This window comes from Salinigranum salinum, from assembly GCF_009176545.1.
Lineage (GTDB): Archaea > Halobacteriota > Halobacteria > Halobacteriales > Haloferacaceae > Salinigranum > Salinigranum salinum.
On the sequence record NZ_VTOJ01000002.1, the window covers coordinates 1941681 to 1967266 of the forward strand.

A 25586-nucleotide genomic window follows, 5' to 3' on the forward strand; every position below is an offset into this window, starting at 1 on the left:
GGTCGGGGGCCGGAACTAAGTCGAACGGGGCCGGTTCGGTCGGCATGCACGTCGACTACCTCACGGTCACGCCCGAGGTGCTCGCCGTCGAGCGCCGGCAGCTCGCCGACACGGGACGACTGACGGACACCCTCGCCGCCGACCTCAACGGGGTGGCGGCCGAGCTGGGGAGTGCATGCACGGACGCGGGCGCGGATGCGGATGCGGACATGCACGCAGAGACGGACGCGGCCGTGCAGAACCGCGCCCGGGCGCTGCTGGACCGATGTACGGCGATGCCCGACCCACGTTCCGAGGAACCGGACGACCTCGACGCCATCCACGACGCTCGACCGGCGGGGCCGCGGACGCTCGGTGTCGACGACGACACCGACCACCGCGACCGGCTCGCGGGAGCGTGGCGCGGCCGGATCGCCGGCTGTCTCCTGGGGAAGCCGGTCGAGACGTGGACGCGGGCGACGATCCACGAGTTCCTCGACGCGACTGACCAGGAGCTCGACGGCTACCTCCACGCCGACGTCCCCGGGAGCGAGGGGTTCGACCTCGACGCGACCGGCGGGTGGACCGACCGCATCGACGGGACGGTCCGCGACGACGACGTCGACTTCACCGTCGCGGCGCTGGAGACGCTCCGTCGGGCCGGGGACGGATTCACGAGCGAAGACCTCGCGCGAACGTGGCTGACGGAACTGCCCGCGTGTGCGCTCCACACGGCCGAGCGGGTCGCCTATCGAAATCTCCTCGACGGCGTCGATCCGTCTGGCTCGGCGACGCACCGGAACCCGTACCGCGAACTGATCGGCGCGCAGATCCGTGGCGACTGTTACGGCTACGTCGCGCCCGGCGAACCCGAACGCGCGGCGGCGCTCGCCCACCGGGACGCACGGGTGAGTCACGTCCGCAACGGGATCTACGGGGCGATGTGGGTCGCGGCGACGCTCGCCGCGGTGCCCGCGGTCGAGACGGTCCGCGAGGCCGTCACGGTCGGCCTGACGGAGGTGCCCGCGGGATCGCGACTGACGGCAGCCGTCGGGCGGGTGTTCGAGTGGCACGACGCCGGCGTGGAGTTCGGGACGGCAATCGACCGGGTCCACGACGACTGGGACGACGCCGACCCCTACGAGGGGTACCACGTCCTGCCGAACGCGCAGGTCGTCACGGCGGTGCTGATCTGGGCAGGGTCGGATCCCGACGCCGACTCCGAGTTCGAGAACGCGCTCGCCCGCGCCGTCGCGGCGGGGTTCGACACGGACTGCAACGCCGCGACCGTCGGCTCGGTGCTCGGCCTCGCGCTCGGCCACGACGGCGTGCCGGCGACGTGGACCGATCCGCTCGGCGACCGCGTGCGGACGGCGCTCGCCAGCCGTCCGTGTCCGTCGCTCGACTGGCTCGTGACCGAGACCGCCGCCCTCGCGGACCGGCCCTCACGGACGGACCCCACGTGAAACGGTGTCGTCCACGTGAAACCGTGTCACACCCACAAGTCATATAGGACCAGAGACACGATTTCGGTTGATGAGAGAAGACGTTCGAACGAGACGAGTGAAGAAGAATTCGCTCCGAACGGTTCGACCGAAACGGTTCGTCTCGGGGAGGAGGTGAGGCAGCATGGCTGAACGAACCGAGTCGGGATTCGTCGCCGGCATCAGCCGGGAGTTCACGACGCAGACGTGGGTGCTCATCCCGGTCGGCGTCGCGCTGAGCGTCGTCGCGGCCTACGTCGTCAACGTGGTCAAGGTGCCGTTCCTCTACATGGACGCGCTCGGGGTGGTGCTCGTCGCGCTCCTCGCTGGCCCGTGGGCGGCCGCGCTCACCGGCGTGTTCGTCAACGTGGTCGAGGGCTTTCTGGTCAACCCGACGTTCTGGGCGTACACGCCGCTGCAGGTGGCGTTCGGCCTCGCGGCGGGCTACATGGCACGGCGCGGGTGGTTCCGTCGGTACTGGAAGGTGGTCGTCGTCGGCCTCGTCATCGCCGCCATCTCCATCGTGATGGGCGCACCGATCACGGTGCTCGCGTTCGGCGGCGTCACGGGCACCGGCTCGGACGCCGTCACGACGTTCTTCCGGGCCACCGGCGCGAACATCTGGTCGGCCGTGGTCGGGCAGACGCTCGTCGTCGAACCCATCGACAAGGTGCTGACCGCCCTGCTCGCCGCGCTCATCGCGAAGCGGGTGCCGCGGCGGTACATGCCGGAGACGGCCGCGTCCGTCCTCGACCGGGAGTCGTGAGCCGCACGTCGTCGCGGACGGCCGACCGATGAGCGACCTCGTCACGTACCAGCGGGGCGACAGCGTCGTCCACCGGCTCCACCCTGTGACGAAGGTGACGCTCCTGGGCTGCTCTCTGCTCGGCGCGTACCTCGCGCCACCGGTGGTGGTTGGGGGACTCGTCGGCGTGCTCGCGGTGGCAGCGGTCGGTGCCGGCGTCGCCCACACGGTGGGCCGGGCAGCCCTCCCCATCCTCGTTCCGCTGGGGATCGGCCTGCTGGCCATCCACGGCCTCTTCCGCGTCGGCTCCGGCGACGTGCTGCTCGCCGTCGGCCCACTCACGCTCTGGCGCGACGGCGTCGGCTACGCCATCGGCTTCTTCGGCGTGCTCGTGGCGTTCGTCCTCACCGGCCTGCTGTTCGTCACGACCACACATCCGAAGAAGCTGATGGTGGGGCTGACCGACGTGGGCGTCCCCCGGAAGCTGGGGTACGTGTTCGTCTCCTCGCTCCAGCTGGTGCCGGATCTCCAGCGTCGCGCGGAGCGCATCGTCGACGCCCAGCAGTCCCGCGGGCTGGACACCGAGGGATCGCTCCGCAACCGGGTCCGCGGACTCGTCGCGCTGTTGAGCCCGCTGTTGATCGGTGCGCTCGTCTCGACGCAGACCCGGTCGCTGGCGCTCGAAGCCCGCGGCTTCTCGATCGAGGGGCCGCGTACCTCGCTGTACAGCCTCACCGTCTCGCCCGCCGACTGGCTCCTGCGCGTCGTCGGCGTCGTCGGCGTCGTCGCGCTCGCCGGGTGGCGGTTGCTGTGACCGGCGTCGTCGTCGACGGCGTCACGTTCCGCTACCGCGACGGCGACGAGCCGGCGCTCCGCGACGTCTCCTGCACGGTCGAGGAGGGGTCGTTCGTCGGCGTCACCGGCCCGGCGGACGCGGGCAAGACGACGTTCTGCCGGCTCCTGCCGGGGTTCGTCCCGTCGTTCTTCTCGGGGGAGCTCGCGGGCACCGTCACCGTGGGCGACCGCGACGCGACGACCGCCGGCATCGCCGCGCTCGGCGAACGGGTCGGCTACGTCTTCGAGAACCCGTTCGACCAGCTGACCGGCGCGGCGACGACGGTCATGGAGGAGGTGGCGTTCGGGCTCGAACAGCGCGGGATCAGTCCCGATCGGTTACGCTCGCGGGCGCGAGACGAACTCGCTCGGGTCGGCGTCGCGGACCTCGCCGACCGCGACCCGCAGACGCTCTCGGGCGGACAGCTCCAGCGCGTCGCCGTCGCGAGCGTCCTCGCGCTCGACCCCGACCTCCTCGTGCTGGACGAGCCGACCGCCGAGCTCGACCCCGACGGGACCGAGGCGGTGTTCGACGTGGCGAGCCGGCTCCACGCCGACGGCTACACCGTCGTCGTGGTGAGCCAGGACCTCCAGCGGCTCGCTCCCCGGGCCGACCGCCTGTTCGTCTTCGACGACGGCCGGCTCGTCCGGGACGCGCCGCCTCGGGAGGTGTTCGCCGACCGATCGCTGGACGACCGGCTCCGCGTTCCGCCCACGGTCCGGCTCGGGCGCGGCCTCCGCGACCGCGGCGTCGTGCCAACGGATCGGCCGCTCCCGCTCTCGGTCGACGACAGCGTCGCGGAGATCGACCAGTACGCGAACGTGACCGTGGAGACGACGCCGTCGGCCGGAGCGGAGCGGGGAACCGCGAACGGGGGCGAGCCGGGAGACGTGGGCGGTCCGACAGACGCGACGGACGTGGGCAGTCCGATAGACACGGGAGATGCGGCCGACTCGCCACGCCCGACAGACGCGGGCGAGCCGGCGGTGCGGCTCGACGGCGTCCGTCACGTGTACGAGAGCGGCGTCGAGGCGCTCCGCGGCGTCGACCTCACGCTCGACGGAGGGTGTGTCGCGCTGATCGGCCCCAACGGGGCGGGGAAGACCACGCTGGTGAAACACCTCAACGGACTGCTCACCCCGACTGCGGGCCGCGCCGTCGTCTGCGGGACGAACACGCGGGAGACGCGGGTGGCCGAACTCGCGGCCGACGTCGGCCTCGTCTTCCAGAACCCCGACGACCAGCTGTTCCGGTCGACCGTCGCCGACGAGGTCCGGTTCGGGCCGGAGAACGTCGGCGTTCCCGACAGAGAGGCGGCCGTCGACACGGCGCTCGCCCGGCTGGGCCTCGACGGGGTGCGCGACACCGACACCTACGAACTCGGCCGCGCCGTCCGCAAACGCGTCGCCCTGGCGTCCGTGCTCGCGATGGACCCCTCCGTGGTCGTCCTCGACGAGCCGACCGCCGGACAGGACGCCGCCGGCGTCGACACGGTCGGCGACGTGGTGTCGGCGCTCGTCGCCGACGGCCGCCTCGTGGTGGTGATCACCCACGACGTCGCGTTCGCCGCCGACTACGCCGACCGCGTCGTCGCGCTCGTCGCCGGCAGAGTGCTGGCCGACGGTACCCCCCGGGAGGTGTTCACCGACGAGTCGGTGACGGACGAGGTGGGCGTCGCCGCGCCGGTGGCGACGCGCATCGGGGCGAGGGTCGACCTCCACGACGTGGTGGGTGTCGACGATTTACTCGGCCGGCTCCGGTGACTGCTCACCGCCGGCGTCGGCGCGAGGTCGACCCGCGAGCGGTCTGACGGCCGTGCCACCCACACCTCCCAGCCGTCTCATCGCCGGTGAAACCGCCACCCGATGACGACGCTCGACGGGAGATCGAACGCTTCGAGTGTGATTCGTGTCGGAACGTCGGCCTCGAGCGGCGGGAGAACCGAACCGGTGACCGAGGACAGTCACCGACGGTCCGCAGTCCGACCGAGAGCGCGGGGCTTTTTTCCGTTCCGCTCGAAACACGCGTGAGAACCGTGGCCATCACCGACAAGGTCTACCTGAAGAACCACCGGCAGATCGTCTCGCAGCTCGACACGTCGATCCCGAAGGGCGCGTTCAAGGGAGCGACCGTCGAGCTGCTCTACTCGGGTGAGGGGCTCTCGAAGGTCGACGACGCGACGCGCGACCGGCTGCTGGACTTCGCACAGGACTTCCTCGACTGCGAGAGCGAGGAACAGCTGTACACCGGCTATCCCGAACGGCAGTTCGTCCGCTACCTGCTCGAACTCCGCGCACAGGGGCTGGGCCCGGACGACATCGTCGACGTGATGGGCGACGACTACATGCTCTACGCGTATCCGGGCGACGTCCTCTCGTTCCTCGACCAGGCGGTGCGGACGCTGGAGGCCGCCGAGGCGCTCGCCGAGGTCGACGGAAACCAGGAGGCCGCGCGGGAGATGGGCGAAGCGAAGCGGTCACTCGCGGGCCGGCGGTAGGCGCCGCGGAGCCGACGAACCCGACGAGCGGCACACGAGCGACAGGAAAGCGACCTCTGGGACGAAGCCGTCCGACTCCCGTCCGCCCCCCGTCTGACACTGTCTCTCACGGCTGAGTCTCGGGAGCCACTTCTTATACGGGAGGTCCGAGTTCCACCGAACGAACCCACAATGAGTGTCCAGACACCTGCTCGAACCGCCGACCGCGCGTCGCGCGAGTCCGTCGCCTACGCCATGTTCATCGAGGGGTACCGGGCGCGGATGGCGGACGTCGACGCCACCGTGGCGTTCCCCGACCGCGACGCGTTCGACGACTCCCTCTTCGCTCGGTTCCAGCGGTCCTACCACGAGACGGTTGCGAACGGGCCCGTGCCCGCATCCGCAGGGCCGGCGTCGACCTCGGCCGCGCGAACGGCACGGCCCCACCGGAAGGGCGAGTTCGATCCGTCCACTCGCTCGGTGGAGTCACGGTAACGTCGACCGGGGGAGACACCCCTGCACCCGGAGTTCTCATGCCCCCGCTCGTGGGCACTGGTCAGAGCTGATAACCGGGGGCGAACGCTTACCACCCGTCGAAGAGTACGCTCGGCGAGGGCTGGTCGCCGGTGGCCCCGAAACGCGATCACCGACGTTTCGACTGACGACCATGCACCGTCTGTCGCGCCACCGCGTCCCGTCCTCGTTCCTTCGTGGCGAGCGAAGCGTGACGAGTGATTCGCCTGCGGCGAGACGGGTGCTCGTCCGACAGCCGGAGAGGGGCGCGGCGAGCAGGCGCGAAGAGGAAGCGGAGCGAAGCTGCTACCGGGTGAGAACGGACCGGAACGCACGGACAGGGCGCGGAGCGTGACTTCTCTCGACCGAAGAGCCGTCGACAGAGAGAGACCGATCAGCCGATCCGGAACGACGTCTCCTCGCGCTCGTCGCCGTCGAGGTCCTCCAGCTGGATGATCTCCTCCTCGTCGTCCTGCTCGTCGAGCTGTTCGCGGAGGTAGTTGACGTACGCCTTGTGCTCCTCCAGCTGTTCGCGGAGGTGTTCGGCCTCGAGTTCGAGCCGTTCGTGCTCGCGGATGAAGCTCTTCGGGACCTTCACCTTCGGCGGGAAGCTCTCGGAGTCGTCTTCGCTCTGCTGTAACTGTCGGAGTTCGTGCTCGGGGACGACCCGGACCTGGCCGTCCTGGGCAACGAGCGTGTCGACGTAGTCACGGAAGACGGCGGAGAGCGAGATGTCCCGCTCCTCGGCGATCTCTCGGAGCGTCTCGAAGGAGTCCTCGTTGACGCGGAACGAGATCGTTTTGTTCTTGTTGCCCATGGCTGCTTCTACATCATCTTGCACGCCCGTCGTACTTAATGGTTCGTCAGACATCCACACGGCCGCGGGGGAGCGGCCGTGACCGCCACCGACGTCGGACGGGCCGCCGAGCCCTGTGGATCAGACCGAGTCCGCAGGCGCGTCCACACGACTGAGTTCTGTCCGGTCGGGGTCCGGATGCGGGAGATAGAGGACGAGTTCAGTAGATGTCCAACAGAACGGTCATGGGCGAGAGATCGACCGAACTGGTTCGAGAATCACAACAGTCAGTCCGTTCCGAAATATTTTAAATGATTTTAATAGGTGGAACGGCATGCGGAGGTATGGACACACGACAACCAAGCAGCCACGGCTTCCAGCCTCACCGATGGTAAACGTCGCGCTCTCGCTGGCGCAGGTCGTCGTTGCGCTGGCTCTCGTGGTACTCAACGGCTTTTTCGTCGCTGCAGAGTTCGCCTTCGTACGAATACGGGGAACGTCGGTCGAACAGCTCGCTGAGGAGGGGCGCACCGGTGCGGGGACGCTCCAAGAGGTGATGGTGAATCTCGACGACTATCTCGCGACGACCCAGCTCGGCATCACCATCGCCTCGCTCGGGTTGGGGTGGGTCGGCGAACCAGCCGTGGCGTCGCTCATCGAGCCCGTGCTGACACCGATTCTCCCCGTGGGTCTCATCCATCTGGTCGCCTTCGCGATCGGCTTTAGTCTCATCACGTTCCTCCACGTCGTCTTCGGTGAACTCGCGCCGAAGACGCTCGCAATCGCTCAGACCGAGCGACTCTCCCTGTTCCTCGCCCCGCCGATGAAGGTGTTCTATTACATCCTCTATCCGGGAATCGTCGTCTTCAACGGGGCTGCCAACGCGTTCACGCGAGCACTCGGCGTGCCACCCGCTTCCGAGACGGACGAGACGCTCGGTGAGCGGGAGCTCCTTCGGGTACTGACTCGATCCGGCGAGGAAGGAGACATCGACGTTGCGGAAGTGACGATGGTCAAACGGGTCTTCGATCTCGACGACACCGTGGTGAGGGGGGTCATGGTTCCACGACCGGACGTAGTGAGCGTTCCGGCTGATGCCTCGCTCTCCGACCTCCAGTCGATCATCCTCGAGGCGGGTCATACGCGCTATCCAGTTCTTGATGCCGACGACGGCGACCAAGTGGTCGGATTCGTCGATATCAAAGACGTGTTACGAGCTGAGGTGGAGGGCGGGGACGCCGAGTTTGTCGGCGACATCGCCCGCGAGATCGTCATCGCCCCCGAGACGATGGAACTGAGCGATCTCCTGAGACAGTTCAGGGAAGATCAACAACAGATGGCCGCAGTTATCGACGAGTGGGGGACGTTCGAGGGGATTGCAACGGTCGAAGACGTCGTCGAGGCGCTCGTCGGAGACCTCCGAGACGAATTTGATGTGGACGAGCGTGAACCCTCGATTCGCCAGCGTGACGACGGGTACGACATCGACGGGGGCGTCCCGCTGTCGAAGATCAACGACACGCTGGAGGGGGACTTCACGAGTGAAGAGGTCGAAACGATCGGTGGACTGGTGCTCGAACAACTCAACCGTGCGCCAGAACGTGGCGATCGCGTCGAGATCGACGGGTACGTCGTCGAGGTGACGAACGTTGAGGGGACCCGAATTTCGACGGTCTGGGTCCACGAACGTGAGACGGATGAGTCAGTGATGGACTGAGTGGGGGTGCGGACTCGCTCGGTGGGATCCGTTCGAGTGCTCCCCGTCGTCGCACCGGAGTCTCGTAACGGTCCGACTCGAAGGAAGTCGCTTGCAACCGCCTCGACGGTCGAGGCGTCCTGTTTCCAGTGGCAGAACTCCATCTGCCGGAGTCGCGCCCCGTATTCAGCCCGACCGTTCGAACAGGTGGTCGAGAGTATGGGCCCGAGCGTGTGGCTCCTCCCGCGGGGTTCGATCAGTTCGCGGTTCACCGGGAGGGATCGCGACGTTCCGGCCGAGAGCTGCGACAGACCGGCTCAGTCGTGGCTCCCTGCGTCCGGCACGGCCACCGGGCTGCCAGTTTCGGCGGACTCGTAGAGGGCGTCGAGGACACACATGTCGGTCAGCGCGTGCCGGCCGTCGGGGTAGAAGTCCGTGCCCGTGAGCAGGTGGTGGCCGAAGTAGGCGAACTCCTCTTCGAGCTGGTGGACCTGGTCGAAGTCGATGGTCGCCTCGACGCCGCCCCGGACGACGGCGACGCCGCGGTCCTCGCGTTCGTAGAAGGCAGGGTCGAGCACGAGCTGTCCCTCCGTGCCCGTGATCTCGAGCCGGCTGTGGTGCTGGGCGTTCTGGCTCACCGTACAGAGCGCGTGCACGTCGTCGGGGAACGTGAGCTGGAAGGCGGCGTGCTCGTCGACCTCGCTGAACGGCTCGTGTACGGAGCGAGTGTGGCCGATCACCCGGTGTGGGTCGGACTCGAGCACGAACCGGGTCGTGTTGATCGGGTAGATGCCGATGTCCATGAGCGCGTTGCCGCCGGAGAGCTCCGGGTCGAGTCGCCACTGGTCGGCCTCGCCAGTGAGTTCGCCGAGCATGTGCTGGGACATGTTCGCGTGGACGTGGACGATGTCGCCGACGAACCCCTCCTCAAGCAAGTCCTTGACCCGGCGCGCCGCGGGGTCGGTCTGCATCCGGTAGCCGACCATGAGCGGGACCCCCGCGTCCTCGCAGGTCTCCACGATCCGCTCGGCCCGCTCGAGCGTCGCAGCCATCGGTTTCTCACACAGGACCGCCTTGCCCTGCTCGGCCGCGCTCTCGACGTACTCGAGGTGGGTCGCGTTCGGCGTCGCGACGTACACGGCGTCGTACTGGTCGACGACCGCCCCGCTCTTCAGTTCCTCGGGGGTCACGCCGGTGAGGTCGTGTTCGGCCGCGAGATCGCTCACGGCGTCGGCGTCGACGTCCGTCACGACGGTCGCCTCGGTGAACGCCGACCGCTGGATGCCCGGGAGCGCCCAGTTGTGAGTGAACCAGCCGAGACCGACGATTGCGAGTCGGACCGGGTCGTCGACCGCGTCGGGGTCGAGCGTCTGCCAGTCGCGGTGTGTGAACTCGTCGAAGTAGTCGCCGAGATGCGTCGCCATACCGTACACGTGGATTCGATCCTCAATAATCCCGCGGGAACGTGGTCTACGTGGCTCCCGACGTCGTCCTCCCCGTCGTGTCGATCTCCCGACATCGACCCACACGGCTATACTCCCGGCTCGCAAATTTTGCCGCATGGACTCCGACACGACGGGGGCCGCACGCCCCGACGTCGGCGAGCCCTCCGCAGCGTGGCGACGGTACCAGGGGGCACCGACCGGCACCGACATCGAGTGCCGGGGCTGGCGTCAGGAAGCGGCGCTCCGCATGCTCAACAACAACCTCGACCCGGACGTGGCCGAACGGCCCGAGGACCTCGTCGTCTACGGCGGCACCGGTCGGGCGGCGCGGTCGTGGGACGCCTACGACGCGATCCTCGCCGAACTCCGCGTGCTCGAGAACGACGAGACGCTCCTCGTCCAGTCGGGGAAACCCGTCGGGCGGTTCCGGACGCACGAACGCGCTCCGAGGGTGCTGATCGCCAACGCCAACCTCGTCGGCAGGTGGGACGACTGGGACCACTTCCACGAACTGGAGGCGAAGGGCCTGATCATGTACGGGCAGATGACCGCCGGATCGTGGGCGTACATCGGCACCCAGGGCATCGTCCAGGGGACGTACGAGACGCTCGCAGAACTCGCCAGACAGGAGTTCGGTGGCCCGGACGACACCGGAGACGCCGCGACAGGTCTCCGCGGGCGACTCGTCGTGACGGGCGGACTCGGCGGGATGGGTGGCGCGCAGCCGCTAGCCGTGACGATGAACGGCGGGGTGTGTCTCGCCGCCGAGGTCGACGGCTCCCGCATCGACCGCCGGATCGAGACGCGCTACCTCGACGAGCGTGTCGACGGCCTCGACGAGGCGCTCGCGCGCGCTACGAGCGCGGTCGAGGCCGGCGAACCGTACTCCGTCGGGGTCGAGATGAACGCCGCGGACCTCCTCGACGGCCTCCTCGCCCGCGACGTCGTCCCCGACGTGGTGACGGACCAGACGAGCGCCCACGACGAACTGGAGGGGTACTACCCGTCGGGCTACACCGTCGAGGAGGCGGACCGCCTCCGAGAAGAGGACCCTGACGCGTACGTCGAGGCGTCGCTCGACACGATGGCGCGCCACGTCGAGGCGGTCCTCGCGCTCCAGGAGCGAGGAGCGGTCGCCTTCGAGTACGGCAACAACATCCGTGGACAGGTGCGGGAACACCGCGACCTCGACCGCGCCTTCGACTTCCCGGGCTTCGTCCCGGCGTACATCCGACCGCTCTTCTGTCGGGGGAAGGGGCCGTTCAGGTGGGTCGCGCTCTCGGGCGACCCCGACGACATCCACCGGACGGACGACCTGGTGACGGAACTGTTCCCCGACAAGCCGCACTTACACCGCTGGATCGATCTCGCCCACGAGCGGGTGGCGTTCCAGGGCCTGCCGTCGAGAGTGTGCTGGCTCGGCTACGGGGCCGGGGACGACCCCGACGGGCTCACGGAACGCGCCCGGTTCGCGCTCGCGATGAACGACCTCGTCCGGGAGGGAGAGCTCTCGGCACCGATCGTCGTCACTCGCGACCACCTCGACGCCGGCTCCGTGGCCTCCCCCAACCGCGAGACGGAGGCGATGCGCGACGGCTCCGACGCCGTGGCCGACTGGCCGATCCTCAACGCCCTCCTCAACTGCGCCGCCGGCGCGGACATCGTCAGCGTCCACGACGGCGGCGGCGTCGGCATCGGCAACTCGCTCCACGCGAACAACCACGTCGTCCTCGACGGCTCCGACCTCGCCGCGGAGAAGGCACGCGCGGTGTTCACGACCGATCCCGGGATGGGCGTGATTCGCCACGCCGACGCCGGCTACGCCGAGGCACTCGACGAGGCCCGCGCGTCAGGGGTCCACATCCCGATGCGCCAGAACCAGGACGCGGACGGTGAGGAGGATCGATGAGCGGGCTCACCAGTGCCCCGGCGTGGACGAGTCCGTCGAACGATCCGAACGACGAGACGTTCGGCGACGTCGTCGACCCCGTCGACCACCCCCGCGTGGCGGGAGGCGACTACGACGCCGTCCTCGTCGGCGAACCGTTCGACCGGGGCGTCATCGGTCGCAGGGGAGCGGCACAGGGACCCCACGCCATCCGCCAGGCGCTCGCGGGGGTGAAGACCCACCACTTCGGCGGGCACGGCGTGGGCACCGTGGGTGACGCGGGCGACGCCTACCTCGCCGTCGACTCCGGCGACGAACTCCCCGAGACGACCCGCGACCTGCAAGACCACCTCCGCGTGGTCGCCGGAGGCGTCCACGATGGCGACGCGTTCCCCGTCTTCCTCGGCGGCGACAACTCGCTCACGTACGCGAACTGTCTGCCGCTCCTCGAGGAGGGATCGCTCGGCGTCGTCAACCTCGACGCCCACCTCGACGTGCGCGAGCGGCGCGAGGACGCGACCAGCGGGACGCCCTACCGCCAGCTGTTCGCGGCGGGGCTGGACGCCTACGCCTGCGTGGGGGCCCGGCACTTCGAGACGTCGAGAGCCTACGGCGAGTACGTCGAGAGCCGTGGGGGCGCGACCGTCACGAGCGACGAGGTGGGACGGGACGTCGACGGTGTCGCCGAGCGGGCGCTCGCCGCGATGCGCGACGTCGACCGGGTGTACCTCAGTCTCGACGTGGACGTGCTGGACGCGACGGCCGCGCCGGGCGTGAGCGCCCCCACGCCGGGCGGCATCACTACCCGCGAGTGCTTCCGCCTGTGCTCGTTGCTCGCCCGCGAGGAGCGCCTCGCCGGGTTCGAGGTGGTGGAGTGTGCCCCACCGCTCGACAGGGAGAATCGAACGGTCGACGCCGCCGCGCGGGCCGTCGCGCACGTCCTCGCCGGACGACAGGCCGGTGTCGCCGAGCGAGCGGAGGCGGCGGGTGACCCGGGGGTTCGCCGATGACCCCCACGCTCGACGCGGTAGTCCACGGCGCGACAGAAGTGGTCGTCGGCCCGAGCGAAGACGGACGGGGGGCCGAGACCGTCGCCGACGCTGGCGTCGCCGTCGTCGACGGCCGCGTCGCCGCGGTCGGTCCCACGGACGAGATCCGGCGAGCGTACCCACCCGAGAACGCCCGCGAGGCGATCGACGCCCGGGGACGGACCGTCGTTCCGGGGTTCGTCGACGCCCACACCCACGCCTGCTTCGCGGGCGACCGCGCCGACGAGTTCGAGGCGAAACTCCGTGGGACGACGTACCAGGAACTCCTCGCGGGCGGTGGGGGCATCCTCCGGACGGTACGGGCGGTCCGAGAGACCTCGGTCGAACGGCTCACCGAGAACCTCCTCGCTCACCTCGACGTGATGCTCGCCCACGGGACGACCACGGTCGAGGTGAAGTCGGGGTACGGGCTCGACACGGAGACCGAACTCCGGATGCTCGAGGCGATGGCCGCGGCCGACCGACGCCACGCGGTCGACGTGGTGCCGACGTTCATGGGTGCCCACGCCGTCCCCGAGGACGTGGACGCCGACGACTACGTCGACGCAGTCGTCTCCGACCAGCTCCCGGCCGTCGCGGATCAGGGGGTCGCGCGGTTCTGCGACGTCTTCTGTGACGAGGGTGCGTTCACACCGGAGCAGTCCCGCCGCGTCCTCGAAGCCGGGCTCGACCACGGTCTCACGCCAAAGGTGCACGCCGAGGAACTCGCCCACACGGGCGGGGCACGGCTCGCCGCTGAAGTCGGTGCCGCCAGCGCGGACCACCTCCTCAACGCCACGGACGACGACGTCAGGGCGCTCGTCGACAGGGGCGTCGTCCCGGTCGTGCTCCCGGGGACGGCGTTCTCGCTCGGAGCCGACTACGCCGACGCGCGTGGAATGCTCGATGCGGGCGCGCCGGTCGCGCTCGCAACCGACTTCAACCCGAACTGTTTCTCCCGGGCGATGCCGTTCGCCGTGACGCTCGCCTGCGTCGGGATGCGGCTCACGCCGGCGGAAGCGCTCGTCGCCGCGACCGCCAACGCCGCCGCGGCGACGGGGCTCGACGCCGGTCACGGGACGCTCGAAGCGGGCGCGCCCGCGGACCTCGCGGTCGTCGACGCCCCCTCGCACGTCCACCTCGCGTACGACTTCGACGTGAACCGGGTCCGGACCGTGGTGAAGGACGGGGAGGTGGTCCACCGTGCCTGAGATGGAGCCAGTGACCCTCGACGGCACGTCGCTCACCGTCGACGAAGTGGTGGCCGTCGCGCGCGAGGACCGACCGGTCGCGGTCGCGGAGGCGGCCCGCGAGGCGGTGCGCGCGGGACGTGAGCGCGTCGAGAGCGTCCTCGACGCAGACGAGGCGGTGTACGGCGTCAACACCGGCTTCGGCGACCTCGTCGACACCCGCATTCCTCGGGCGGATGTCGACGAACTCCAGACGAACCTCCTCCGGAGCCACGCGGCCGGGACGGGGCGCGAACTCGCCCGCGAGGAGGTCCGCACGCTCCTCGTCGTCCGGCTCAACACCCTCCTCCGGGGGTACTCGGGCGTCCGGGAGACGGTGGTCGACCACCTCACGGCGCTGGTGAACCACCCTGTCCATCCCGTGGTCCGCTCCCGCGGGAGCCTCGGCGCGAGCGGCGACCTCGCGCCGCTGGCTCACCTCTCGCTCGTCCTCCTCGGCGAGGGCGAGGCGGACGTCCCGAGCGTCGGCGACGACGACGGGATCGAGCGCGTCCCCGGCGACGAGGCGCTCCGACGGGCCGGTCTGCAACCCCTGCGGCTCCGGGCCAAGGAGGGGCTCGCACTCATCAACGGCACCCAGCTCACGACAGGGCTCGCGGCGCTGGCCGTCCACGACGCCCGACGGCTACTCACCGCGGCGGACGCGGCGGGGGCACTGACGACGGAGGTGACGATGGGGTCGACGGCCGCCTGCGACCCCGCGATCCACGACCTGCGCCCCCACGCGGGGCAGGCCGTGAGCGCCCGGAACGTCAAACGCCTCACGCAGGGGTCGGAGATCGTCGAATCGCACCGCAACTGCGACCGGGTGCAGGACGCGTACTCGATCAGGTGTCTCCCGCAGGTCCACGGCGCGGTCCGCGACGCGGTCGCGCACCTCCGCGACGCCGTCGAGATCGAGCTGAACGCCGTCACCGACAACCCGCTCGTCTTCCCCCGGGCGGCCGTCGACGACCGTGCCTCCGGCACGGAGACGGCCGCGGTCGTCTCGGGCGGGAACTTCCACGGCGCACCGCTCGCCCACCGGCTCGACTACCTGACGGCGGCGTTGACCGATCTCGCCGCGGTCTCGGAACGCCGAATCGACCGAATGGTCAACCCCTCCCTGCAAGAGGAACACCTCCCGCCGTTTCTCACCGGCGAGAGCGGCGTCCAGTCGGGCTACATGATCCCCCAGTACACCGCCGCGGCGCTCCTGGCCGAGTGTCGCGCCGAGGGGCGGCCCGCCACGGACTCGACCCCCGTCAGCGGCGGACAGGAGGACCACGTCAGCATGAGCGCGACGAGCGCCTTCGCGACGGGACGGACGCTCGACCGCGCCCGACACGTCGTGGCCGTCGAACTCCTCTGTGCGGCACAGGCCGCAGAGTTCGTCTCGGGGCTCGCCCACGGCGTCGGCACCGGCGCGGTCTACGACGCCGTCCGAACGGTCGTCGAACCGCTGGACGGCGACCGCCCCAGCGACCGTGACGTCGACGCGCTCGCGTCGCTCGTCGCCGACGGTGACCTCGAGACGGCGCTGGCAGATGCCGTCGACGAGGTGGAGTAGCGGCGTCGACGCGAACCGCGGTCGGGCACCGGCCCCGGTGTCTCTCCGACAGCGGGGTTTACGCCGGCGGCGCGTCGGTGTCGAGTTCGCCCGTCTCGTCGAGGCTCCCCAGCGCTGCGATCGCCTCCTCGCGGTAGCGGTCCACCGACGAGCCGTACCGTTCCTTGGCCATCCGGGCGTACTGGTTGCCCTCGTCGTCGAACGCGCGGACGCGTTCGAGGGTGCGCTGGGCGGTCTCGACCACCCAGCGGTCGCGCGTGGCGGCGTCGACCTCGGTGATGGACTCGGGACGGACGCTGACGATGACGCCGTCGCCGTCTTCGGGTTCGTACGTCCGTGGCTTGCCGACGATGGCGACGTACGAGGGGGCCTCGATGTCGCGCAGCGCCGCCGTCGCCTCGGGCTGGTACTGCCCGGCGTAGACGAAGAACGTCCCCGTCGGGTCGACGATGCGGCCGCGCCAGTACTCCGAGTCGTCGCCGATGTCCTCCTTCTCGGTGAGGGTGCCGACGACGAAGACGCGGTTGGCCCGCTCGCCGCTCGGGAGGAGCAGGTAGACGGGGGCGCGCTCGTCGTCGCTCTCGGTGAAGGTGTGGCTGGCGTCGTTGAACTCGCTCGCGAAGACGCGCCGGGCGACTTCGCGGGTGGGGATGGACTGTGACTGGCTCATTTACGTAGACCTCGCGTCGGACAGCAGGGCACTCGCATCCGCGGCCGCGGGCGCGGAGAGCTGTTCGAAGTCGTCGACGAGCAGGTAGCGCCCGAACGTCGGGCCCGATACGCTGAAGTACCGACCCAGGACGTCGGCGCGCATGTCGTCGGCCACCACGGTGGTGTCGAGCGCGTCCATCGCCCGCTGTTTGGCCGCCTCGAGCGTGACGCCGGTCAGCTGCTCGGTCGTCTCGCGCCCGAAGATGACCTCGTGGACGTCGGCCCCGTCGTCGAGCACGGCCTTGATCCGGAGGTCGAACTCGCCCTCGACGTTGCCGTGTTCGGAGCAGCGGCCGTTCTGCAGCACTCGAGTACAGTCCTCCTCGGGGCACCGCTTGATCAGCCCGGATCCGGACTGGATGTCGACCAGCGCGCCCTCGGCCTCGCTGGTGTCGTCGCCGACCTCGACGTCGGAGTCGAGTTCGGTGATCGTCGTCGTCCGGTTGAGCTTGATCGAGAAGTTACCCTGGTACTCGTCGGTGACGACGTTGGAGAGTTTGTAGGACTTCCCCTCCTCCAGCAGCGGCAGGTCGGAGGTCGTGAAGGCGACGAACTTCTTCGTCCCGGACTCGTCTCCCACGAGTCCGACCTGCGAGATGGCGTCACTGCGGGGTTCCCAGAGGTCGACGAGCTTGACCGTGACGTCGACCCACTGTTCGTCCGCGTCGATGTCGCCGAGCTGTACCTCTTCGGTGCCACCACGACCGAGGTCGTCACGCTCCATGCCTGCCTCGTCGAGGTAGCTGTTCGTGACGCTCCGCCGCGCCTCGTCGACCGGAACTCGGTACTCGTTGACGAGGTTGTCGAGCCGTTCTTCGACGTCCTCTACCGAGAGGTCGAGGTTGTCGGAGAACTGCGATACTATCTCTTCCGCGTGGGTACGCAAATCGCTCATGGTTCACTCGCCTCCGCTTCGTTTTCAATGGGAGGCGTACGACGGTTGGTGCCCGATGGTATAAAAAGTTCCCCGAGTGCGGTGGAAGTGAAAACCGGGGGACGACACCGACGTACGCCTCGATCAGAGCACCAGTTCGGCGACCACCGGACAGTGGTCCGACGGCGGTCGGCCGTCCCAGTGGTCGGCGAGCACGGCGTGTTGCCGGACGTCGACGTCGCCGGCGACGAAGACGTGGTCGATCTTGCGGTCCGGCTCCCGGCCGAAGCGCTCGAACGTCGTCGTCGGTCCGTGGTGTGGATACTCGGAGATCGACATGGCGTCGGTGAGCGCCGGGCCGGTGAGGTCTTCGGCGTCTCCCGTGAGGATCCGGTACGGCGCGGAGTCGGGCGTGCAGTTGAAGTCGCCGAGCACGACGACCGGGACCGAGGGTGGCTCCCCGTCCGTCGCCCCGGCGAGCTCGCCGACCAGTTCCCGGAGCTGTCGCGCGCTCTGGCGTCGCGCCCGCTCGCCCTCGTGATCGAAGTGGGTGTTACAGACGAGCATCTCTTCCCCCCGGACGCTGAGTCGCGCCCAGGTCACCAGACGCGGTTTCCGGGCGCTCGGATACGAGCTTCCGGGGACGTCGGGCGTCTCGGAGAGCCAGACGGTCCCGTGGTCGGAACGGGCGACTCGTGGGGTGTACCAGCCAATCGGACAGTGTTCACCCTCCGTCTCGCCGTCGACGCGGCCGGAACCCTCCCACGCGTACTCGGGGAGCGTCTCGGACAGGTACGCGTACTGGTGTGCCAGCGGCTCCTGGAAGCCGGCGACGTCCGGTTCGTGAAACCGGACGACGCTCGCGACCATCGACCGGCGGTGCTCCCACGCGTGTTCCCCGTCGGTGGCGGTGTCGTACCGGGTGTTGAACGTCATGACCCGACACCGAACGCTCGTCATACCTCCCTCTCACCGTGGCTGCACTTGAAACGTCTCCTACGAGCGGGGACGGAGTAGACGACAGCGTGACAGGAGCGACGGGGACGACGAGGCTGTTTCGCTCGCCAGCGAGGACGACTGTCCGTGCGATCGCGGGTTCGGCGACCGTGAGTACGACTGTGCGCGCCAAGTACACGTCGAGCGGTCGGGCGGTGGGAGCCGCCAACGTCTAAACCGTCCCGCACCAACGCACCGATATGACCGACAGCGGTCGGGATGGACGCGACCGAGACCGGGACCGCTTCGAGCGGTTCGTCCGGACGACGTTCCGGCGGGCCGGCCGACGCTACGCGGAGGCGAAGCGTGCCTACCGCGAGGGACGCACCGGCGCGGGGACGTTCGGACTCCCGACCGACGACGAGGGGCGTGCGCGGATCGTCTGTCGACGCCACGCCGAGCGCCGGGCGATCCACGTCGACGCCGAAGGTCGCCCGACCTGTTTCGAGGCCGACCACCCCGACTGTGAGGGCTGTGCGGAGGACGTGCGCGAGGGGGTCGTCGAGACGTGGTGACGCCGTCGGAGACCACGGCCGGCGACGGGAGCGAGAGCGAGACACCACGGATCGTCGCGCTGGTGCTCGCCGGCGGCACCGGCTCTCGTCTCTACCCGGCTTCGCGGTCGACCCGGCCGAAGCAGTTCCTCCCGCTCCTCGGGCCCGAGACGCTCCTCGAGCGCACGGTCGACCGCGCCGACTTCGCCGACCGCGTCGTGGTGAGCACGCGCTCGACGTACGAGGCCGACGTCCGCGGCCTCCTCGACACGGTCGACGACGTGGTCGTCGAGCCCGCCGCCAAGGATACCGGACCGGCGCTCGCGTACGCGACGCACGCGATCGAGGACGCGTACGGCGACGACGTCGCCGTCGTCGTGCTGCCGAGCGACCACCACGTCGGCGACGACGACGCGTTCGCGGCGACGATGCGTCGCGGCGCACGGGTCGCACGCGAGACGGGTCGGCTCGTCGCGTTCGGCGTCGACCCGACGCGGCCGGACACGGGCTACGGCTACATCGAACCCGGTACCGACAGGGGGGACTTTTTCGAGCTCGCCGCGTTCCACGAGAAGCCCGACGCCGAGACCGCCGAACGCTACGTCGACGCGGGGTACCGCTGGAACGCGGGGACGTTCGCCTGGACGCCGCGGGCCTTCCGCGCGGCCGCCCGCGACTCCCCGCTGGGTCCCCTGATCGAGGCGCTCGACGAGGGTCGAGTCGAGGAGGGGTTCGACGCCGTCGAGCCGACGAGCGTCGACTACGCGGTGATGGAGCGCGTCGACGACGCGGCGGTTGTCTCGCTCGACGTCGCGTGGGACGACCTCGGCTCGTGGGACGCGATGGCGCGCGTGCTCGACCCCGACGCGGACGGGAACGTGGTCCGGACCGGGGCCGACGACCGATCGGACGACGAACTGAGCGGCGACGGACGGGAGGGCGACGATCCGGGTGCGCTGTTCGTCGACAGCGCCGAGAACGTCGTCGTCACGGACGGGACGCACGTCTCGCTCGTCGGCGTCGACGGCCTCGCCGTGGTCGCGTGGGACGACCGCGTGCTCGTCGTCCCCACGGACGAGGCCCAGCGTGTCCGCGACGTGGTGGCGCGGCTGAAAGAACGAGGCGCGTTCTGACGCCACGGAGAGCCGTACACCCGCGGTGGATCGTCAGTCGTCCGGATCCTCCTCGCGTCGGGCACGCCAGGTCGTCGGGTGCCGCGACGCTGCCGGCGAACGGAGACCGTCATCGTCCAGTTCGACGTATCTGGCGTACGCGTACACGACACCGAACGTCGTGGCGAGCGCGAGCGCCGCGCCGACGAGCAGGCCGGGATCGACCCACACCAGCGCGGTGGCGAGGACACAGAGCGGGAGCACGACGCCGGTGACGAGCTTCGCCGTGACGTAGGCCTCGGTCAGTCCGGTCATCACTCCCGGTCGGGCTGCCAGCGTCGTAACTCCGGCAGCCCGACTCGGCCCGATCCGGCTCGGGGGTGTCGACGGCCGGCGTGGCGAGACGTGACGAGACCGAGCCACCGGACCGGTCACTCGACCGCCGGACCACGGTCGCGACTACCCGTCGGCCGTCGACCGCCGGACCTGGACGTTCCCGTCGCTCGTGACACCGACGAGGATCGGCTCGCGGACCTCTCGCCCCTGGACCGCGTCGCCGGCCGCGTCGCTCACGGCTTTCATCAGGTCCGGCGCGGTGTAGTTCACCTTCACGCCCGCCGCGTCACAGGCGTCGTAGACGAGTTTCGGCACGTCGTACAGGTCCGTCCCGACCTCGACCTCGGCGGTGACCGGGGCCGACAGCGCCTCGGCGAACGCGATCGTCTCGCGGGCCTTCTCGACGTTGGTCCGGGCGCTCGCCTCGATGCTCGAGACGTTCGCCCGCGACGTGCCGATCCGGTCGGCGATGGTCGTCTGCCTGACGTTCCGTTCGCGGAGCAAGAGCACCTCCGCCTGCCGACGGGTCAGGACGTTCGTCTCGGGATCGAACCCAGCCCGATCGAGGAGCGCGTCGATGTCCACGTCGACCCCGTCGGCACGCTCGCCCTCGGCGTCGCCGTTCGAGGTGTCGGTGTCGTCCATACTGATACCAACTGGTCTGTCGAGAAAAAGACAACGCGTCGACTGGCCGTGGCGGATCCCGCGACGACGCTACTTGCCCCAGAAGTTGTCGCGGCTGCCGAGTGCCTCGGGTCGACTGCGCCCGCCACGGCGGCCGCTGGACCGGTCGGCGTCGCCGTCGCCGGGTTCGCTCGCACCCGGTTCGTCCTCGGCGTCGGGGTCGAACGGCAGTTTCTCGACGACCTCCTTCGCGGTCGCGTGGTTCGACTTCACCCGGTCGATGCGGACGACGGCACGGCAGTCCGGCAGGAGTCCGTCGACGAGGACGATGAAGCCGTCGTCCGTGCGGCCGACGCCCGCGCCGCTCTCGTGGATGTCGGTGACCTCGATCTCGACCTCTTCACCGGCTTTGACGGGCTGTTGTTTCAGTTCGTAGATCGGCATGTCGTAGCTGTCACACCACTCGGCGCCACCCTTGTCGCCGTAGTACTGACAGCCCATCCCGGCGATCCGCTCGGAGAACCGGGGACACTCGTCCGCCAGGGGACAGTCGGCCATGAGGTGGACTACTCGGGCGGCGGTCTAAACGCTTGCGCCCGCGGTTTCGTCGCCGTTCGCCGGGCGTTCCGTCGCGGAGGCCGGGGACGGTCCCGACTAGTCGCACCCGTGAGAAAAAGACCCGTTCGTGCCGGTGTTGTGGCCTCTGTAGTCCGTTCACCCCAGCAAACGTTATTTACCCCGACTGTCTTTGTCCACTACGGGGGAGCACCAGAGGGTAACGTACCGAGACGGGAGTGTACGATCACGCAGTGGAGAGGAGACGTCCACGAGCCCGTCGCCGTCGAACGCTCTCACGGGGAGATCATGAACACGAATACCACCTCACTCGGCCGCTGTCCGGAGTGCGGGCGGTCCGTCCCGGTCGGGTGGACACTCATCGAGTACGAGCGGGCGGACGGCGAGTCGGCAGTGTTCGCCGAGTGCCCGTCGTGTGAAGCGGTGATCAGGCCGGAGTGAGCGCGGCCACCGCCGACGGAACGCATTTGTCCCCGACATCCCAAGCGTCGACATGGATCACGCTCCCGGGACGAGCCGCCACGTCCCCGAGTTCGCGCTCGTCACCGGAGCGTTCCTCTCGCTGTCGTTTCTCGTCGCCGGCGTCGTTCTCACGGGCGACGTCGTCCGGTCACTGCTGACCGCGGTGGTCATCCTCTACCCGTTCGCCGCCTACGCCGTCACTCACTCCGACGATCCGACGACCGTCCTCCCGCCACGGGTCACCTCCGCGGGAGCCGTCGTCGTCGGCGTCGTCCTCGCCGGGAGCGTCCTCCTCGCGGCGGCACCCGGCGCAGTCGCGACCGAACTCCCGTACGCGCTGTTGCTCGGCACGGGAGTCGTCCTCCCACCGGCTGCCTACCACGTCCGCTACGGCACCCGAGACGAGCGCGTCAACCCCCTCTCACCGGTTGCGACGACCGTCGTCGCCATGGTCGTCGCCGTGGTCGTGCTCGCGTACGGGCTGCTCGTCGGCGGGACGGTGTTCGCCGCCGCGACCGCGCTGCTGTCGTTCCTGGCGGGGGCCGTCTACGCACGGGCACGGGGTGCCCGGCTCACCGTCCGCACCCGTCGACGGTTCGTCGCCGGCGGGGCGATCGCGGGCGTCGCCGCCGTCCTCGTCGGGCTCGTACGTGGAACGGCACCGGAGTCGTGGCTGCTCGTCGGGCTCTGCGTCGCGGCCGCGCCGACGATCTTCTACGCGCTCACGGCGCCCGAGCGCGCCTGACCGGGGCGGGGAAGCGACTATGCTACTCCGACCCATACATCTCGAGAACGGATGAGGGAGAACGAATGAGACGGACAGTGCCGGCGACGGTGACACGCCACACCGCCAGCCCACCCGGACCGACCCCTCGGTCTCGACTGGGAACGAGACTGGAACGGCCGGAAGCCAGGACGGAACGGCCGTGAGAGCGAACGGGACGGCCGAGAACGGGATCCTCGACCACCACCTCGCCCGCCTCGACACCGGAGCGTGTCGCGCGTTCGTCGCCGACCTCTGGGCCGCTCGCGGCTTCGAGACACGGATCGAGGACGACGTGGTCGTCGCCCGGCGGCGCGACGACACGGTGACGATCGTTCCCGCGTGTGGCGGTCGCATCCGCGGCCCCGCGGCACCGACCCGCGACGTCGACGTCGTCGTCGCCCCGCGTGGGGGCGACGCCGCGGCGGCGATCGCGGCCGACCACGACGCCCGGCTGCTCGTCGCGGCCGACCTCCGAGGGATGCTCCGGTACGCGGTCGATCCGGCGGACGCGGAGGCGCTCTGTGAGCGACACCTCGGAGCGGCACCGTCGGCGCTCCGTCCGTCGACACTCGCTCGAACGCGGCGACACCTCGCCCGCGTCGGGGAGATCGAGTCGCCGGTCGGTCTGTCGACGGTCGCGGCGATCCTGGCGCTCGTCGTCCTCGCGAGCGGCGGGATCACGGCGTTCGGCACCGGTGGCCCGCCCGTCGGCACGGCGTCGACCCCGGACGCCGCCGGCGACGCCGACCTCGACCCACCCGACACCGGCGGCGAGTTCGACGGGGCCGACGGCCGCACCCCCACGCCCGACAACGGCGTCTCGATGGCGGGGTCGCGCAGCGCCGACGTGGGCTCGCTCTCGTCAGTCCCGGGCGTGAACCGCTCGGGCGTGACGAACCTCACCGCGCTGGCGCTCGCCCACGACCGGGCGATCGGAGACCGCTCGTACACGCTCTGGATCGACACGTACCGGCCGTTCGAGGGCATGCCCGGCGAGCCCTGGACGCAGCGGGACACCGACATCGCCGTCGAGGGCGACCGCTACCTGGTGCGGGAGAGCCTCGAACAGTCCGACGACCGGTGGCTCGCCAGGGTCGTCTACTTCGACGGCACCGACTGGTACGTCGACGACCGGACGACTGATCAGCCCTCGATCCGCTGGATCGACGGCACCGTGGCCGACGTGTCGGTGCGGCCGGACCCCCGGTCGCTCCGCGAGACGCTCGTCACGCGCTACCTCGCGACGCCGACGACGCGAGTCACAGAACGCGTCGACGTCGGCGAGTCGACGCGCTACCGGCTCGAAGGGGAAGGACGACCGCCGGCGTTCGCCGTCGACCGGGTGCACGACTACAGTTTCGTCGCGTTCGTGGACGAGAGCGGCCTGGTCCACGAGGCGACGATCGAGTTCACGGTGGCCACGATCGAGGGGACCTACCGACTCCGCTTCGAGTGGACCTACGGCGGGTTCGACGCCACGACGGTACGGGAGCCTGCGTGGACCGACCGGGCGCAGCCGGCGAACCGGACCGCCGAGGCGACCGAGACCGTCACGGCGTCGGCGAACCGGACGGAGACCGCCCACATCGGTCACTAGGGGTACCCAGTCGGGCGATCGTGATCGTGACGGCGCTCGCTCGTTCCACTCGCTCGCGCAAAACCTGGACCAAAACGCGGCTCCCTACGCCAGCGGCGTCCGTTCCACCACCGTGCCATCCCAGCTTTTCCGCTCGTTCGTTCCACTCACTCGCGCAAAACCTGGACCAAAACGCGGCTCCCTACGCCAGCGGCGTCCGTTCCACCACCGTGCCGTCGACGGTCGGGTACTGCTCGACGATCTCGCCCTCGGGGACGTCGCCCGCCTCGATCATCTCCTCCAGGAGCCACCAGGCGACCTCGACGTGCTCGGATTTGACCGTGTAGTACTCCTCGGGGACGCCGAGCGCCGCCAGTTCCTCGGGGGAGACCCACGCCTTCCCGTACACTAAGGTACCGTCGTCGGTCACCTCGTCGAACGGCCGCCGGAGGTTGCGGGCCATCCGCTTGAGGCGGCGGCGGTGCTGGGCGGCGTCCTTGAAGACGGAGGTACAGAAGTAGACGCGTTCGTGGCCGCCCATCACGTCGAGGATCTCCTCCTTGGGGGAGTCGACGGCGCTCATGTGTCCCTCGCGGAGCTCGAACCCTTCCTCCTGCATCCGTCGGAAGTTTCCGTCACTCATCTCGAACTCGTTGACGTTGCAGAACTCCGCGGCACCCTCGTCGAGGAACTGCAGGAACTCCGGTTCCGCGCGAATGCCGGGAATCTCGAACGCCGGGGTGAGCCCCTCCTCGCGGGCGACGTAGAGGATCTCCTCCCACTCGGTGCCGTGCAGGTCACCCCACTGTTCGTAGGGCGGGTGAAAGCGGATCTCGTCGAGCCCCGCCTCGGCGAGACGGCGCATGTTCTCTCGACCACCGGTGATGCCCGTGTAGAGGTGCGTGTGGTGGTCCTCGCCGAACTCCTCCTTGAGGAGCGAGAGATAGTGACAGGTCCGGTCGAGCGCCTCCTGGGGCTCGCCGCCCGTGATCGAGGTGCCGAGCGCGTCCATCCGCCTGGCCTCCTCGATCACGTCGTCGTCCGAGTCGACGGCGCGCTCGTTCGCATACACCTGGGTCACGTTCTTGCGGTTCTCACCCAGCGGGCAGTAGAAACAGTCGCGCTGGTCGCAGTAGCCGTAGACGAACAGCACCATCTTCCCGCCCTTGGCGCACTGCTCACAGCCCTTCGAGATCATTCGGTGCTCACTCTAGGACGGCGGAGCGTCAAAAGCGGTGCGACTTGTGCTGCGCGAGGGTGTGATACGGTCTGCCGTCAGTCACGATCGGCTCGATCGCGCCGCGGCGCACGATCGACCGGGAGCCAGTGGCGGCGGACTGGACGAGTCGCTCTCGTGGCGGGCGCTTGCAGGTGC

General features: G+C 69.6%; 25 protein-coding genes. 16 read left to right on the plus strand and 9 right to left on the minus strand.

Translation table 11 applies throughout. The features are described 5' to 3' along the window. The first annotated feature begins 44 nt into the window (after nt 1-44). From FZP69_RS20755 to FZP69_RS20780, 6 genes are all read left to right on the plus strand, one after another. Nucleotides 45-1445 (plus strand): ADP-ribosylglycohydrolase family protein, encoded by a 1401-nt coding sequence (locus FZP69_RS20755; RefSeq protein ID WP_152043253.1) that lies wholly within the window; start codon nt 45-47, stop codon nt 1443-1445. Between the two features lie 163 nt (nt 1446-1608). After that, nucleotides 1609-2229 (plus strand): ECF transporter S component, encoded by a 621-nt coding sequence (locus FZP69_RS20760; RefSeq protein ID WP_152043254.1) that lies wholly within the window; start codon nt 1609-1611, stop codon nt 2227-2229. Nucleotides 2230-2257: 28 nt separating this feature from the next. After that, nucleotides 2258-3022 carry an energy-coupling factor transporter transmembrane component T family protein gene (locus FZP69_RS20765; protein ID WP_152043255.1) on the plus strand — a complete coding sequence of 255 codons (765 nt, stop codon included), beginning with the start codon at nt 2258-2260 and terminating at the stop codon, nt 3020-3022. Next, nucleotides 3019-4806: an ABC transporter ATP-binding protein gene (locus FZP69_RS20770; RefSeq protein WP_152043256.1), complete on the plus strand. Its 1788-nt coding sequence runs from the start codon at nt 3019-3021 to the stop codon at nt 4804-4806. The genes FZP69_RS20765 and FZP69_RS20770 overlap by 4 nt, the downstream gene beginning before the upstream one ends. Before the next feature lie 272 nt (nt 4807-5078). Then, nucleotides 5079-5540, plus strand: a complete 462-nt coding sequence (locus FZP69_RS20775) for a DUF5814 domain-containing protein (protein WP_152043257.1) — start codon at nt 5079-5081, stop codon at nt 5538-5540. A gap of 171 nt (nt 5541-5711) precedes the next feature. Next, nucleotides 5712-6014 carry a hypothetical protein gene (locus tag FZP69_RS20780; protein WP_152043258.1) on the plus strand — a complete coding sequence of 101 codons (303 nt, stop codon included), beginning with the start codon at nt 5712-5714 and terminating at the stop codon, nt 6012-6014. Between the two features lie 412 nt (nt 6015-6426). Here FZP69_RS20780 and FZP69_RS20785 read toward each other — a convergent pair whose 3' ends face one another. After that, on the minus strand, nt 6427-6849 hold the full coding sequence (locus FZP69_RS20785; RefSeq protein ID WP_152043462.1) for a ribbon-helix-helix protein, CopG family: 423 nt from the start codon (nt 6847-6849) through the stop codon (nt 6427-6429). Between the two features lie 367 nt (nt 6850-7216). On the opposite strand from FZP69_RS20785, the gene FZP69_RS20790 reads away from it, so the two are divergent. Beyond that, nucleotides 7217-8545, plus strand: a complete 1329-nt coding sequence (locus FZP69_RS20790) for a hemolysin family protein (protein ID WP_152043259.1) — start codon at nt 7217-7219, stop codon at nt 8543-8545. A gap of 296 nt (nt 8546-8841) precedes the next feature. On the opposite strand, the gene gfo6 is transcribed toward FZP69_RS20790, so the two are convergent. Then, nucleotides 8842-9948: a D-xylose 1-dehydrogenase Gfo6 gene (gene gfo6 / locus FZP69_RS20795; RefSeq protein WP_152043260.1), complete on the minus strand. Its 1107-nt coding sequence runs from the start codon at nt 9946-9948 to the stop codon at nt 8842-8844. Between the two features lie 136 nt (nt 9949-10084). Here gfo6 and hutU point away from each other — a divergent pair, with 136 nt between their 5' ends. From hutU to hutH, 4 genes are read left to right on the plus strand one after another with little or no spacing between them, the layout of a single operon-like run. Continuing rightward, entirely contained in the window at nt 10085-11878 is a 1794-nt protein-coding gene (gene hutU / locus FZP69_RS20800; RefSeq protein WP_152043261.1) for a urocanate hydratase, read from the plus strand. Continuing rightward, on the plus strand, nt 11875-12867 hold the full coding sequence (hutG, locus tag FZP69_RS20805) for a formimidoylglutamase (protein WP_152043262.1): 993 nt from the start codon (nt 11875-11877) through the stop codon (nt 12865-12867). The genes hutU and hutG overlap by 4 nt, the downstream gene beginning before the upstream one ends. Further along, entirely contained in the window at nt 12864-14096 is a 1233-nt protein-coding gene (gene hutI, locus FZP69_RS20810; protein ID WP_152043263.1) for an imidazolonepropionase, read from the plus strand. Before hutG ends, hutI begins: the two co-directional genes overlap by 4 nt. 1 nt (nt 14097) lies before the next feature. Next, nucleotides 14098-15684 carry a histidine ammonia-lyase gene (hutH, locus tag FZP69_RS20815; protein ID WP_152043463.1) on the plus strand — a complete coding sequence of 529 codons (1587 nt, stop codon included), beginning with the start codon at nt 14098-14100 and terminating at the stop codon, nt 15682-15684. Nucleotides 15685-15742: 58 nt separating this feature from the next. Here the strand turns inward: hutH and FZP69_RS20820 are convergent, their stop codons facing one another. The 3 genes from FZP69_RS20820 to FZP69_RS20830 all read right to left on the minus strand — a co-directional run bounded on the left by FZP69_RS20820 (nt 15743) and on the right by FZP69_RS20830 (nt 18229). Next, nucleotides 15743-16354 carry an RPA family protein gene (locus FZP69_RS20820; RefSeq protein ID WP_152043264.1) on the minus strand — a complete coding sequence of 204 codons (612 nt, stop codon included), beginning with the start codon at nt 16352-16354 and terminating at the stop codon, nt 15743-15745. Continuing rightward, a complete protein-coding gene (locus FZP69_RS20825) occupies nt 16355-17290 on the minus strand; it encodes a replication factor A (protein WP_152043265.1) in 936 nt (311 codons plus the stop codon). Between the two features lie 123 nt (nt 17291-17413). Beyond that, entirely contained in the window at nt 17414-18229 is an 816-nt protein-coding gene (locus FZP69_RS20830; protein WP_152043266.1) for an endonuclease/exonuclease/phosphatase family protein, read from the minus strand. 236 nt (nt 18230-18465) lie between these two features. On the opposite strand from FZP69_RS20830, the gene FZP69_RS20835 reads away from it, so the two are divergent. Beyond that, nucleotides 18466-18780 carry a DUF7091 family protein gene (locus FZP69_RS20835; RefSeq protein ID WP_152043267.1) on the plus strand — a complete coding sequence of 105 codons (315 nt, stop codon included), beginning with the start codon at nt 18466-18468 and terminating at the stop codon, nt 18778-18780. Continuing rightward, on the plus strand, nt 18774-19892 hold the full coding sequence (locus tag FZP69_RS20840) for a mannose-1-phosphate guanylyltransferase (RefSeq protein WP_240137736.1): 1119 nt from the start codon (nt 18774-18776) through the stop codon (nt 19890-19892). The genes FZP69_RS20835 and FZP69_RS20840 overlap by 7 nt, the downstream gene beginning before the upstream one ends. A gap of 33 nt (nt 19893-19925) precedes the next feature. Here FZP69_RS20840 and FZP69_RS20845 read toward each other — a convergent pair whose 3' ends face one another. From FZP69_RS20845 to FZP69_RS20855, 3 genes are all read right to left on the minus strand, one after another. Further along, complete coding sequence (locus FZP69_RS20845; protein ID WP_152043268.1) at nt 19926-20186, minus strand: hypothetical protein; 261 nt, start codon at nt 20184-20186, stop codon at nt 19926-19928. 144 nt (nt 20187-20330) lie between these two features. Next, on the minus strand, nt 20331-20852 hold the full coding sequence (locus tag FZP69_RS20850) for a Tfx family DNA-binding protein (RefSeq protein WP_152043269.1): 522 nt from the start codon (nt 20850-20852) through the stop codon (nt 20331-20333). A 69-nt stretch (nt 20853-20921) separates the two neighbouring features. Next, complete coding sequence (locus FZP69_RS20855) at nt 20922-21389, minus strand: TRAM domain-containing protein (protein ID WP_152043270.1); 468 nt, start codon at nt 21387-21389, stop codon at nt 20922-20924. 306 nt (nt 21390-21695) lie between these two features. On the opposite strand from FZP69_RS20855, the gene FZP69_RS22790 reads away from it, so the two are divergent. The 3 genes from FZP69_RS22790 to FZP69_RS20865 all read left to right on the plus strand — a co-directional run bounded on the left by FZP69_RS22790 (nt 21696) and on the right by FZP69_RS20865 (nt 24232). Continuing rightward, entirely contained in the window at nt 21696-21848 is a 153-nt protein-coding gene (locus tag FZP69_RS22790) for a DUF7837 family putative zinc-binding protein (RefSeq protein WP_192918677.1), read from the plus strand. Nucleotides 21849-21900: 52 nt separating this feature from the next. Beyond that, complete coding sequence (locus tag FZP69_RS20860) at nt 21901-22614, plus strand: hypothetical protein (protein WP_152043271.1); 714 nt, start codon at nt 21901-21903, stop codon at nt 22612-22614. Between the two features lie 181 nt (nt 22615-22795). Next, a complete protein-coding gene (locus tag FZP69_RS20865) occupies nt 22796-24232 on the plus strand; it encodes a hypothetical protein (protein WP_152043272.1) in 1437 nt (478 codons plus the stop codon). Between the two features lie 181 nt (nt 24233-24413). On the opposite strand, the gene FZP69_RS20870 is transcribed toward FZP69_RS20865, so the two are convergent. Then, nucleotides 24414-25409: a radical SAM protein gene (locus tag FZP69_RS20870; protein ID WP_152043273.1), complete on the minus strand. Its 996-nt coding sequence runs from the start codon at nt 25407-25409 to the stop codon at nt 24414-24416. Nucleotides 25410-25586 lie beyond the last annotated feature (177 nt).